Source organism: Variovorax sp. GW821-FHT10C12 (assembly GCF_059415405.1).
Genome location: NZ_JBWKNE010000007.1, coordinates 266,126 through 278,431, shown reverse-complemented (window position 1 = coordinate 278,431; position 12,306 = coordinate 266,126). Strand labels below are relative to the sequence as shown.

Below are 12,306 nucleotides of genomic sequence, written 5' to 3'. Positions count from 1 at the left end.
TGTCTTCGTTAGATGACTTGCTGCGCCAGGTCGCCCTTGGCGTACTTGGCAGCGACGACCTGCAACGTGTCGCCCTTGATCTTGGCGCCCTGGCCTTCGCAGCCGAACTCGATGTAGCGCTGCTTGCAGATCTGCTTGGCGGCTTCGCGCGCGGGCTTGAGCCACTCGCGGGCGTCGAACTTCTCGGGGTTCTCGGCCAGGAACTTGCGCACGGCACCGGTCATCGCCAGGCGGATGTCGGTGTCGATGTTGATCTTGCGCACGCCGTACTTGATGGCTTCCTGGATTTCCTCGACGGGTACGCCGTAGGTTTCCTTCATGTTGCCGCCGTATTTGCGGATGATTTCCAGCAGGTCTTGCGGCACCGACGACGAGCCGTGCATCACCAGGTGGGTGTTGGGCAGGCGGGCGTGGATTTCCTTCACGCGCTGGATCGACAGGATGTCGCCCGTGGGCTTGCGCGTGAACTTGTAGGCGCCGTGGCTGGTGCCGATGGCGATGGCCAGCGCGTCCAGTTGCGTGGCCTTCACGAACTGCGCGGCTTCTTCGGGGTCGGTGAGCAGCGACGCGTGGTCGAGCACGCCTTCGGCGCCGATGCCGTCTTCTTCACCGGCCAGGCCGGTTTCGAGCGAGCCCAGGCAGCCCAGTTCGCCTTCGACCGTGACGCCGACCTTGTGGGCCAGTTCGACCACCTTGCGGGTCACGTCGACGTTGTAGTCGAACGAAGCGGGCGTCTTGCCGTCTTCGTGCAGCGAACCGTCCATCATCACGGACGAGAAGCCCAGGTCGATCGCGCCCTGGCAGATGGCCGGGCTCTGGCCGTGGTCCTGGTGCATCACCAGCGGGATGTTCGGGTACTGCTCGATGGCGGCCTGGATCAGGTGCTTGATGAAGGCTTCACCCGCGTATTTGCGGGCGCCGGCGCTGGCCTGCAGGATGACGGGCGCGCCGGTTTCCTTGGCGGCCTCCATGACGGCCTGGACCTGTTCGAGGTTGTTGACGTTGAAGGCCGGAATGCCGTAGCCGTTGGCGGCGGCGTGGTCCAGCAGTTCGCGCATCGAGACGAGTGCCATGGGAAATACCTCGTGGGAATAGAAAAAGACGGGAAAAAGAGAAGGCGGAAAGTCGGGAGAAAACTACCCCGATTCTACCGAGCCCCCTTGTGGGACAGGGCCGACGCCACCCCGGGCGCCACGGGTACTGGCGCGCAGCTCTTTTTCAACTTTTTCAGATCGGCAACTGCGTGGTCGACAGCACCTGCTTGAGCACCACGAAAGTCCGGATCTGCCGCACGCCCGGCAGGTACAGCAGCTGCTCGGCATGCAGGCGGTTGAAGCTGTCGTTGTCGCGGGTGCGCACGAGCATGAAGTAGTCGAATTCGCCCGTGACGACGTGGCATTCGAGGCAGCCCGACACCTTCTGCGCCGCCTTCTCGAAATCGGCGAAGGAGTCGGGCGTGGAACGGTCGAGCACCACGCCGATCATCACGAGCATGCCGACCTCGAGCGCGTCGGGGTCCAGCAGGGCGACCACGCCCTTGATGAAGCCCGCGGCTCGGAGCCGCTCGACCCGCCGCAGGCAGGCCGGCGCGCTGAGGTTCACCTTGGCGGCCAGCGCCACGTTCGACACCGAGGCGTCGCGCTGCAGGGCGCGCAGGATCGCGCGGTCGGTGCGATCGAGCTCGGTCGTGGCACGCAACTTTGTTGTGCTCATGGCTTCCTTCTCGGATGAAAAGCTTTCTTCTCGGCGATCCTGCCTTCTTTTGAACGCCAAATCCAGCGAACTTCGCAAGCACATTGCAAACCCTTCTTCCTACGATCGACAGCTTCACCCCCTCACCGCTTTTGGAGCTGCGTCGATGAACCTGAAGAAATTCCCCCGCCACGCCCTGACCTTCGGCCCCACGCCGATCCAGCCGCTGAAGCGCCTGAGCGCCCACCTGGGCGGCAAGGTCGAGCTCTACGCCAAGCGCGAGGACTGCAACAGCGGCCTGGCCTTCGGCGGCAACAAGACGCGCAAGCTGGAGTACCTGATCCCCGAGGCGCTCGAAGGCGGTTACGACACGCTGGTGTCGATCGGCGGCATCCAGTCGAACCAGACGCGCCAGGTCGCGGCCGTGGCCGCACACCTGGGCCTGAAGTGCGTGCTGGTGCAGGAGAACTGGGTCAACTACTCCGACGCGGTGTACGACCGGGTCGGCAACATCGAGATGTCGCGCATCCTCGGCGCCGACGTGCGGCTGGACGCGGCGGGCTTCGACATCGGCATCCGCCAGAGCTGGGAACAGGCGATGGCCGACGTGCGCGCGGCCGGCGGCAAGCCCTTCCCGATCCCTGCGGGCTGCTCGGAGCACCCGCGCGGCGGGCTGGGCTTCGTGGGCTTTGCCGAGGAAGTGCGCCAGCAGGAGACCGAGCTGGGCTTCAAGTTCGACTACATCGTGGTCTGCTCCGTCACGGGCAGCACGCAGGCCGGCATGGTGGTGGGCTTCGCGGCCGACGGGCGCGCCGAGCGCGTGATCGGCATCGACGCCTCGGCCAAGCCGCAGCAGACCTACGAGCAGATCCTGCGCATCGCCAAAAACACGGCCGAGCTGGTCGAGCTGGGCCGCGACATCACCGAGAAGGACGTGGTGCTCGACCGCCGCTTCGGCGGGCCCGAGTACGGGCTGCCGAACGAAGGCACGCTGGAGGCGATCCGGTTGAGCGCGCGCTTCGAGGGCATGCTGACCGACCCGGTGTACGAGGGCAAGTCGATGCACGGGATGATCGAGAAGGTGCGGCTGGGCGAATTCCCGGCGGGCTCGAAGGTGCTCTACGCGCACCTGGGCGGTGTGCCGGCGCTCAACGCCTACAGCTTCCTGTTCCGCAACGGCTGAGCGGGCTGACCGCCCAACGAAAAAGGCCGGCATGCGCCGGCCTTTGTCTTGTTGCGAACGAACTGGCTCAGCGCGCTCTGCAGATCTTCAGCATGTTGGTGCCGCCCGGCGCCCCCATCGGCTCGCCGCAGGTGATCGCGTACACGTCACCGCTTTGCACGATGCCGCGCTTCTTCAGATGGGCTTCCGCCTGTTCGAGCGCGGTGTCGCGGTCGGTCTGCGAGTCCATCAGCAGCGGGCGCACGTTGCGGTACAGCGCCAGCTTGCGCTGCGTGGACAGGCGCGAGGTCAGCGCGTACATGGGAATGTGCGCGCGGTGGCGGCTCATCCACAGGATGGTGGAGCCCGATTCGGTCAGCGCCACGATGGCCTTGGCGCCCAGGTGGTGCGCCGTGAACAGCGCGCCCATGGCGATCGACTGGTCGATGCGGCTGTAGGTCTTGCCGCTGAAGTCGGCGTCGAGCGTCTTGTCTTCGGCGGCCTCGGCGGCTTCGCAGATGCGGCTCATTTCCTGGACGGTCTCGAGCGGGTAGCGGCCCGAGGCGGTTTCGGCGGAGAGCATCACGGCGTCGGTGCCGTCGAGCACGGCGTTGGCCACGTCGCTCACCTCGGCGCGGGTGGGCACGGGGTTGGTGATCATCGACTCCATCATCTGGGTCGCGGTGATGACCACCTTGTCCATGTCGCGCGCCATGCGGATCATCTTCTTCTGCAGCGCCGGCACGGCGGCGTTGCCCACTTCCACGGCCAGGTCGCCGCGGGCGACCATGATGCCGTCGCTGGCGCGCAGGATTTCTTCCAGCTTCGGAATGGCTTCGGCGCGCTCGATCTTGGCGATCATGCCGGGCTTGTGGCCGTACTCGGCGGCCGCCACGTTGCACAGCTGGCGCGCCATTTCCATGTCGGTGGCGTTCTTGGGGAAGCTCACGGCCACGTAGTCGGCCTGGAAGCTCATCGCGGTCTTGATGTCTTCCATGTCCTTGGCCGTCAACGCGGGCGCCGTGAGGCCGCCGCCCTGCTTGTTGATGCCCTTGTTGTTCGACAGCTCGCCGCCCAGTTTGACGGTGGTGTGCACCGCCTCGCCCTTGACGCCGTCGACCGTGAGCACGATCAGGCCGTCGTTCAGCAGCAGCTTGTCGCCGGGCTTCACGTCGCGCGGCAGGTCCTTGTAGTCGAGGCCGACGGCATCGACATCACCCAGCTCGGTGCGCGAGGCGTCGAGCACGAACTTGGCGCCCGGCTCCAGCCAGATCTTGCCCTGCGCGAACTTGCCGACGCGAATCTTGGGGCCCTGCAGGTCGGCCATGATGGCCACTTCGCGGCCGGCCTTGCGGGCCGCCTCACGCACCATGGTGGCGCGGTCGATGTGGTCCTGCGCCGTGCCGTGGCTGAAGTTCAGCCGCACCACGCTGACCTTGGCCAGGATCATCTGTTCCAGCAATTCCGGCGTGCTGGAGGCGGGGCCGAGGGTGGCGACGATCTTGGTGGCGTGGCGGGGGATGCGGTCCGAGCTCATGAAGGGGGTCTCCGTTTTGTATTCGCTACTGTATACACTTTGTGTGTCGAACGGAAGTCAGTCGCCACGGGGGATTTCCCTCCCGTGGCCGGACCGCCGCCGGAATCAGCCCGCCGCGCGCTTGGCCAGGATCTCGAAGGCCGGCAGGGTCTTGCCCTCCAGCACCTCGAGGAAGGCACCGCCGCCGGTCGAGATGTAACCGACCTGCTTTTCGATGCCGTACTTGGCGATGGCCGCCAGGGTGTCGCCGCCGCCGGCGATCGAGAAGGCGCTGCTTTCGGCAATGGCTTGCGCGATGGCCTTGGTGCCGCCCGCGAAGGCGTCGAACTCGAACACGCCCACGGGGCCGTTCCAGACGATGGTGCCGGCTTCGCGCAGCTGCGCGGCCAGGATGGCGGCCGTCTTCGGGCCGATGTCCAGGATCAGGTCGTCGTCGGCCACGTCGGTGGCGGCCTTGACGGTGGCGGGCGCGTCGGCCGCGAAGGTCTTGGCCGTGACCACGTCCACCGGGATCGGCACGTCGGCGCCGCGCGCGCGCATGGCGTCGATCACGGCCTTGGCCTGGTCGAGCAGGTCGGGCTCGGCCAGCGACTTGCCGATCGACAGGCCCGCGGCCAGCATGAAGGTGTTGGCGATGCCGCCGCCGACGATCAGCTGGTCGACGTTGGCCGACAGGCTCTTCAGGATGGTGAGCTTGGTGCTGACCTTCGAGCCCGCCACGATGGCGACCAGCGGGCGCTTGGGCTGGGCCAGCGCCTTGGTGATGGCGTCGATCTCGGCCGCCAGCAGCGGACCGGCCGCGGCCACCTTGGCGAACTGCGCGATGCCGTAGGTGGTGGCTTCGGCGCGGTGGGCGGTGCCGAAGGCGTCGTTCACGTAGATGTCGGTGAGCGCGGCCAGCTTGCGGGCCAGCGCTTCGTCGTTCTTCTTCTCGCCCTTGTTGACGCGGCAGTTCTCCAGCAGCACGACCTGGCCGGGCTTCACGTCGACGCCGTCGACCCAGTTGGCCACCAGCGGAACTTCACGGCCGAGCAGCTCGCCCAGGCGCTGGGCGACGGGGGCCAGCGAGTCTTCGGGCTTGAACTCGCCCTCGGTCGGGCGGCCCAGGTGCGAGGTGACCATCACGGCCGCGCCGGCGTCGAGCGCCAGCTGGATGCAGGGCACCGAGGCGCGGATGCGCGTGTCTTCGGTGATGCGGCCGGCATCGTCCTGCGGCACGTTGAGGTCGGCACGGATGAAGACGCGCTGGCCGGCGGCCTTGCCTTGCGCACAGAGGTCGGTGAATCGAATGACGTTCATGGGTCTGAGGATGGTGAAAGACGGGACTGCCCGCATTGTAGTTTTCGCCCTCTGGCGCCCCTGCGCGTCTCTTGCGGGGCGGTGATGCTTTTTCAGCCCTTCGGCTGCGCGGTCGCGAACTGCTCCAGGATGCCGACGAAGCTCGCCGCCGCGGGCGACAGCGAACGCCGCGCCGCGCTGTACACGCAGACCTCGCGGTGGAAGTCGGGCGACTCGAGCCGCACCATCTGCAGCCCGTGCGCGCGCACCAGCGACGCCGAGTAGGTCGGGCACACGGTCAGCCCCAGCCCCGAGGCCACCATGCCCAGCGCGGTGGTCATGTACGACACCTCCTGCGTGCCCGGCCGCATCAAAAAAGCGCGCTCCTCGGCCCCCAGCTCGGGCAGCACGCGCTGGCGGAAGTCGCGCGTGGGCGCGATGAAGGTGTAGGGCCCCAGTTCGTGCCAGCGCACCTTGCGGCGCTTGGCGAAGGCGTGGTCGGGCGGGCAGATCAGCCAGTGGCGGTCGCGGAACAGCGTGCGGCGCTCGATGGCGGCGGCGTCCACCGCCACGTCCTGGCCCACGGCCAGCTCGACGTCGCCGGCCGCCACGCCCAGCAGCAGGTGCTCGGGCAGCGTGTCGGCCAGGCGCACGTCCACGTCGGGGTACGCCTCGCGGTAGGCGGCGATCACGCGCGGCATCAGCGTACAGGCCATGAGTTGCGGCGCTGCGAGCCGCAACAGCCCTTTCTTCTTGTCACGCAGGTCGGTCACGCCCGCGACCGCGCTCGTGAGGTCGCCGAGCAGCCGGTGCACCGACGGCAGAAACTCGCGCCCCGCCTCCGACAGCTGCACGCGGCGCGTGTTGCGGTCGAGCAGCTGCACGCCCATCTCGCGTTCGAGCTCGCGCACCAGCACGCTGAGCGCCGACTGCGTGAGGTGCAGCTGCCCGGCGGCGGTGGTGAAGCTGCCGGTTTCGGCCACGGCGGCGAAGGCGCGCAGCTGGCGCAGGGTGAGGTTCATATATATGGTTATTTCATCAATCGATGAATTAATTTCGATTGCATCATAAGACGTGGCATTGCCCAATCGCGGCCTCAACGGAGACACGACATGCCGACGACCGCCACCCCCACGGCGCCCCCACCCATTCGCGGGCTGCACCACTTCGCCTGGCGCTGCCGCGACAGCGAGGAAACCCGCCACTTCTACGAAGACCTGCTGGGCCTGCCGCTGGCCCACGTCATCAAGAACGACCACGTGCCGAGCACGGGCGAGTACTGCCCCTACGTGCACATCTTTTTCCAGATGCGCGACGGCGCGTACATCGCCTTCTTCGACCTGGGCGACGACACCGCCGCGCTGCCCTCGCCCAACACGCCTTCGTGGGTGAACCACATCGCGCTGCGCGTCGACTCGGTGGCCGACCTGCTGGCCGCCAAGGCGCGGCTCGAAGGCGCGGGCGTCGAGGTGCTGGGCGTGACCGACCACCACATCATCGAGTCGATCTACTTCTTCGACCCCAACGGCATCCGCGTGGAACTCACCACGCCGACCGTGCCGCAAACCGAGATGGACGCGCACGCGCGCCATGCCCATGCCGACCTCGACGCGTGGACCGCGCGCAAGGCGGCGCTTCGCGCAGCGAAAGGCGCATCGCATGTCTGAGCTGCAACTCGCCGTCATCGACGTGAAGCCCGGCGCGGCCATGGACAGCCAGTCGGGCCTGCAGCTGCTGCGCCCGCGCATCTACGGCGCCTTTCGCGCGCCGCCGGGGCCGAAGAAGATCGCGGCCATCGTGATGCACCCGACCAGCAACTTCATGGGCCACTACCTGATCGGCCCGCTGGCCGAGCGCGGCATCTGCTGCATGGGCCTGAACTCGCGCTTCGTCGGCAACGACACGGTGCTGCTGATGGAGCGTGCGATCCAGGACCTGGGCGCCGGCGTGCAGTACCTGCGCGCGGCCGGCTACGAGAAGGTGTTCCTGGTCGGCAACTCGGGCGGCGCCGCGCTCTCGGCCTTCTACCAGGCGCAGGCCGAGCAGCTCACGGCCACGCACCTGCCCGACGGCGACCCGACGCACCTGCACGCCAGCGACCTGCCCCCGGTGGACGGCCTCGCGCTGTGCGCCGCGCACCTGGGCCGCACGCGGCTCATGCGCGACTGGATCGACCCCTCGGTCACCGACGAGCACGACCCCCTCTCGGTCGACCCCGCGCTCGACATGTACGACCCGCGCCACCGCGTGCCCTACGAGGCCGACTTTCTCGCGCGCTTCAGCGCGGCGCAGAAGGCGCGGATGGACCGCATCGAGCAGTGGTGCCTCGAGCGCCTCGCGCTGCTGCGCGGCACCCCCGGCGCGCCGCGCGACCAGACCTTCGTCGTCTACCGCACGCATGCCGATCCGCGCTGCGTCGACCTGTCGCTCGATGCGAACGCGCGCCTGCCCGGCAGCGTCTGGGGCGATGCGCGGCAAGTGAACTACTCGGCCAACGCGATGGGCCGCACCACCTCGCTCACCGCGTTCCTCTCGCAGTGGTCGTCGCGCTCACAGGCCGACGGGCCCACCAACCTCGCGCGCACCACGGTGCCCAAGCTGCTGCTGACCTACACCGGCGACCAGTCGACCTTCCCGAGCACGCGCGATGCGTGGATGGCCGCGGGCGGCGCGCGCATCCGCAATGTCGACATCGTCGGCGGCAACCACTACCTGGCGGGCCAGCCGCACCTGATTCCGCAGGCGGCCGATGCCATCGCCGAGTTCGCGCACGCGCTGTAGAAGAGCCATGGAAAACTTTGCATTCGCACCGGCCTACGAGCTGCCGGTCTGGCCCTTCACGCCGCCGCCCGAGTTGGACAGCACGACCGTCGTGCGCCACCCGATCGTGATCGTCGGCGCGGGGCCATCCGGCCTCACGCTGGCCTGCGACCTCGCGCAACGCGGCGTGCGCGCCGTGCTGCTCGACGAAGACGACACCGTGGGCGTGCGCGGCGCCTCGTCGCGCGGCATCTGCTACGCGCAGAAGAGCCTGGAGATCTTCGCGCGCCTGGGCATCTGCGAACGCATCGCGGCCAAGGGCGTCACCTGGTCGTTCGGGCGCACCTTCTCGGGCGACGAGGAGGTCTACACCTTCAACCTGCAGGCCACCAGCGTCTCGACGCAGCCGCCCTTCATCAACCTGCAGCAGTTCTACATCGAGTGGTTCCTGGTCGATCGCATTCTCGAACTCGGCGTGACCGACCTGCGCTGGAAGAGCCGCGTGACGCGCGTCGAGCCGCTGGCCGACGGCGTGCGCATCGACATCGAGACGCCCGCCGGCAGCTACACGATCGAGGCCGACCACCTGATCGACGCCACGGGCGCGAACAGCCCGATCCGCACGCAGCTGGGCGTGGCATCGCACGCCTCGCGCAGCACCGACCGCTGGTGCATCAGCGACGTGCGCTTCGAGAAGCCGCTGCCCACCGAGCGCTGGACCTGGGTCGACGCGCCCTTCAACGAAGGCCGCGGCGTGTGGCAGCACCTGATGGCCGACGGCGTGTGGCGCATCGACTACCAGATGCCCGAGGACTGCGACCCGGCCGAGATCAGCCGCCCCGAGGTGGCCGGTGCGCGGCTGCGCGAACAGCTCGGGCCCGACGTGGCGTTCGAGTTCGTGTGGATCGGCCCGTACGGCTACCGCGACCACCTGCTGGAGCGCTTCCGCCACGGCCGCGTGTGCTTCATCGGCGACGCCGCGCACGTGGTGAGCCCCTTCGGCGCGCGCGGCGGCAACACCGGCATCCAGGACGCGGCCAACCTCGGCTGGAAGCTCGCGTTGGTCGCGCAGGGGCAGGCCGGCGACGCGCTGCTCGACAGCTACGACGCCGAGCGCCGCCCGGCCGCGCAGGAGAACCTGACGGTCACGAGCCGTTCCGCGCGCTTTCTTGCGCCGCGCTCGCCGGCCGAGCACACGCTGCGCCGCGCCGTGGTGGCGCTGGCCAAGCGCCACACCTTCGCGCGGGCGCTGGTCAACACGGGCCGCATGTCGGTCGCCAACGACTACCCTGCCGCGCCGCTGTTGCCCGAAGGCGGGCGCACGGTGCAGAACCTGCCGCTGCGCTGGGCCGATGGGCGCCAGACCACGCTGATGCAGCTGCTGGCCGAGGGCACGCAGTGCCTGGGCCTGTGGTTCGCGCCGACGCGCGCGCAGGCCCAGGCCGCGAGCGATGCGACGGCCGCACTGCCGCTGCACCTGCTGGCCGTGGGCGGCGACAGCAGCCTGCCGACCCTGCAGGTCGACGAGACGCTGGCACGCCACCTCGGCATCGATCCCAGCGCGGGCGGCTTCGTGCTCGTGCGCCCCGATGCCTACCGCGCCGCGCTCCTTGCGCAGGCCACTCCCGACACGATCGCCGCCGCCGTCCGCACGGCGCTCGCACTCCCCGCTTCGTCCCCATGATCACCGAGCCCCGCATCCCCGACCCCGACGGCTTCTACGCCGCCCTGCTGGCCGCGCACGAAGGCCGCACCGAGGCGCAGAGCGCCGGCCTCAACGCCCGCCTCGTGCTGCTGCTGGCCAACCAGTGCGCCGACCAAGCCGTGCTGCTCGCCTGCATCCGCGCGGCGGCCGAGGCCGACGACGACATCCCCCCGACCACGACAACACCTCCATGACCGCCACCGTCTCTTTCGCTTCCGCCTCCGACACCCGCGAGCAGAAGCCCCGTCTGCAGGAACTCGCGCCGGGCGCCTACGGCTACATCAGCGACTTCGATCCCAACTGCGGCTTCGTCGTCGGCGAGGAGCAGGTGGTGCTGATCGACACCCGCCCCACGCCGCGCATGGCGCGCGACTTCCTCGCGGCGATCCGCAGCGTGACCGACAAGCCGATCCGCACCATCGTGCTCACGCACTACCACGCGGTGCGCGTGATGGGCGCGAGCGCCTTCGACGAGGTGCAGGAGATCGTCGCCAGCAACGGCACGCTCGACTGGATCCGCACGCGCGGCCAGGCCGACTTCGAATCGGAGGTGGGCCGCTTCCCGCGCCTGTTCGCGGGCGTGGAAGAGATTCCGGGCCTGACCTTCCCGACCACGGTCTTCGAGCGCGAGATGACGCTGCCGCTGGGCGACGGCCGCGAACTGCGGCTCATGGCGCTGGGCCGCGGCCATTCGAGCGGCGACACCGTGGCCTGGCTGCCCGACAGCGGCGTGCTGTTTGCGGGCGACGTGGTCGAGAACCACTGCGGCGTGTACGCGGGCGACGCCTACATCGGCGACTGGGCCGGCACGCTCGATGCCGTGCGCGCGCTGCAACCGCGCGTGCTGGTGCCCGGGCGCGGCGCGGTGCTGCAGGGTGAAGCGGCCTGCGCCGAAGCGATCGGGCTCACGAAGGACTTTCTCTCCACGCTGCTCGACAGCGTGCGCGCGGGCATCGCCGCGGGCGAGACGCTCAAGGGCTGCTTCGCGCGCGCCGAGGCGGCCATGACGCCGCGCTTCGGCGGCTGGCCGGTGTTCCAGCACGTGCTGCCCTTCGACGTCTCGCGCGCCTACGACGAGCTGCGCGGCATCGAGCACCCCGTCGTGTGGACCGCCGAGCGCGACCGCGAGCTCTGGCAGATCCTGCGCGGCACCTGAGCCGCCCTCTTTTTCAACAAAGCAACCGGAGACAACAAACGATGAAGCGCTTCCTTCCCCTGCTGGCCGCGACCCTCGCGCTCGCCGCCGCACCCTTCGCGTCGGCGCAGCCTGCGGCCTACCCCAGCCAGCCCGTGAAATGGATCGTGCCCTACGTGGCCGGCGGCGGCACCGACAACCTCGCGCGCTCGCTGGCCGAGGCCATGCAGCCGTCGCTGGGCCAGCCGCTGATCATCGACAACCGTCCCGGCGCGTCGACCAACATCGGCGTGTCGGTGATGATGCAGGCCAAGCCCGACGGCTACACGATCATGCAGGCCGAGAACGCGGCGCTGCTGTTCAACGAGCACATGTTCGCCAAGCTGCCCTACAAGCCGGCGACCGACTTCACCTACATCGGCACCATCGGGCGCTTCCCGGTGGCGCTGGTCGTGCACCCCGACTTCCCCGCAAAGAACGTGGCCGAGTTCGTGCGCTACGTGAAGGCCAACCCCGACAAGGTGAGCTACGCCTCGCCCGGCAACGGCTCGCCGCACCACATGGCGATGGAGCTGTTCAAGCAGAAGGCGGGCCTGACGATCACGCACGTGCCGTACAAGGGCGCCGCGCCCGCCATGACCGACGTGATGGGCGGCCAGGTGCCGACGATGATGCTCGACCTGGCCTCGGGCCTGCCGATCATCAAGTCGGGCAAGGTGCGCGTGCTGGCCATCGCACTGCCGCAGCGCGCCAGTGCATTGCCCGAGGTGCCGACCTTCGTCGAAGCCGGCTTCAGCGACGTCAACGCCTACGCCTTCCACGGCCTGATCGGCCCGGCCGGCATGCCGCCCGAGGCCGTGGCGCGCATCAACACCGAGCTGCACAAGGCGATGAAGGCACCGAAGGTGGTGAAGCTGTTTGCGGAGTTCGGCTTCGAGGCGCTGCCCGGCACGCCGCAGGACTTCTACAAGCTCTCGCGCGCAGAAAGCGAGCGCTGGGGCAACATCATCAAGACCGCCGGCGTGAAGCTCGACTAG

At 68.7% G+C, this 12,306-nt stretch carries 12 protein-coding genes; 7 read left to right on the top strand and 5 right to left on the bottom strand.

The annotated features are described in order from the left end of the window. Positions 1-8: 8 nt before the first annotated feature. On the bottom strand, positions 9-1,073 hold the full coding sequence (gene fba / locus AC07OH_RS25980; RefSeq protein ID WP_099793953.1) for a class II fructose-bisphosphate aldolase: 1,065 nt from the start codon (positions 1,071-1,073) through the stop codon (positions 9-11). Positions 1,074-1,227: 154 nt separating this feature from the next. Further along, on the bottom strand, positions 1,228-1,713 hold the full coding sequence (locus tag AC07OH_RS25975) for an Lrp/AsnC family transcriptional regulator (RefSeq protein WP_495302633.1): 486 nt from the start codon (positions 1,711-1,713) through the stop codon (positions 1,228-1,230). A gap of 145 nt (positions 1,714-1,858) precedes the next feature. Between AC07OH_RS25975 and AC07OH_RS25970 the strand changes: the two genes are divergently transcribed. Beyond that, the gene (locus tag AC07OH_RS25970) at positions 1,859-2,875 is read left to right on the top strand and encodes a 1-aminocyclopropane-1-carboxylate deaminase (RefSeq protein ID WP_495302632.1); all 1,017 of its coding nucleotides are present in this window, start codon (positions 1,859-1,861) and stop codon (positions 2,873-2,875) included. Between the two features lie 67 nt (positions 2,876-2,942). On the opposite strand, the gene pyk is transcribed toward AC07OH_RS25970, so the two are convergent. The 3 genes from pyk to AC07OH_RS25955 all read right to left on the bottom strand — a co-directional run bounded on the left by pyk (position 2,943) and on the right by AC07OH_RS25955 (position 6,691). Then, complete coding sequence (gene pyk, locus AC07OH_RS25965) at positions 2,943-4,391, bottom strand: pyruvate kinase (RefSeq protein ID WP_487847605.1); 1,449 nt, start codon at positions 4,389-4,391, stop codon at positions 2,943-2,945. A gap of 105 nt (positions 4,392-4,496) precedes the next feature. Further along, positions 4,497-5,690, bottom strand: a complete 1,194-nt coding sequence (locus tag AC07OH_RS25960) for a phosphoglycerate kinase (RefSeq protein ID WP_495302631.1) — start codon at positions 5,688-5,690, stop codon at positions 4,497-4,499. Between the two features lie 92 nt (positions 5,691-5,782). Next, positions 5,783-6,691: a LysR family transcriptional regulator gene (locus AC07OH_RS25955; RefSeq protein ID WP_495302630.1), complete on the bottom strand. Its 909-nt coding sequence runs from the start codon at positions 6,689-6,691 to the stop codon at positions 5,783-5,785. A gap of 90 nt (positions 6,692-6,781) precedes the next feature. Here AC07OH_RS25955 and AC07OH_RS25950 point away from each other — a divergent pair, with 90 nt between their 5' ends. From AC07OH_RS25950 to AC07OH_RS25925, 6 genes are read left to right on the top strand one after another with little or no spacing between them, the layout of a single operon-like run. Then, positions 6,782-7,336, top strand: coding sequence for a VOC family protein (locus AC07OH_RS25950; RefSeq protein WP_139700734.1), 555 nt, complete (start codon positions 6,782-6,784; stop codon positions 7,334-7,336). Further along, positions 7,329-8,450, top strand: a complete 1,122-nt coding sequence (locus AC07OH_RS25945) for an alpha/beta hydrolase family protein (protein WP_495302629.1) — start codon at positions 7,329-7,331, stop codon at positions 8,448-8,450. The genes AC07OH_RS25950 and AC07OH_RS25945 overlap by 8 nt, the downstream gene beginning before the upstream one ends. Positions 8,451-8,457: 7 nt before the next feature. After that, on the top strand, positions 8,458-10,113 hold the full coding sequence (locus AC07OH_RS25940) for an FAD-dependent oxidoreductase (protein WP_495302628.1): 1,656 nt from the start codon (positions 8,458-8,460) through the stop codon (positions 10,111-10,113). Next, positions 10,110-10,328 carry a DUF2783 domain-containing protein gene (locus tag AC07OH_RS25935; RefSeq protein ID WP_495302627.1) on the top strand — a complete coding sequence of 73 codons (219 nt, stop codon included), beginning with the start codon at positions 10,110-10,112 and terminating at the stop codon, positions 10,326-10,328. Before AC07OH_RS25940 ends, AC07OH_RS25935 begins: the two co-directional genes overlap by 4 nt. Further along, positions 10,325-11,290, top strand: a complete 966-nt coding sequence (locus AC07OH_RS25930) for an MBL fold metallo-hydrolase (protein ID WP_495302626.1) — start codon at positions 10,325-10,327, stop codon at positions 11,288-11,290. Before AC07OH_RS25935 ends, AC07OH_RS25930 begins: the two co-directional genes overlap by 4 nt. 41 nt (positions 11,291-11,331) lie before the next feature. Beyond that, positions 11,332-12,306 carry a Bug family tripartite tricarboxylate transporter substrate binding protein gene (locus tag AC07OH_RS25925; protein WP_062478265.1) on the top strand — a complete coding sequence of 325 codons (975 nt, stop codon included), beginning with the start codon at positions 11,332-11,334 and terminating at the stop codon, positions 12,304-12,306.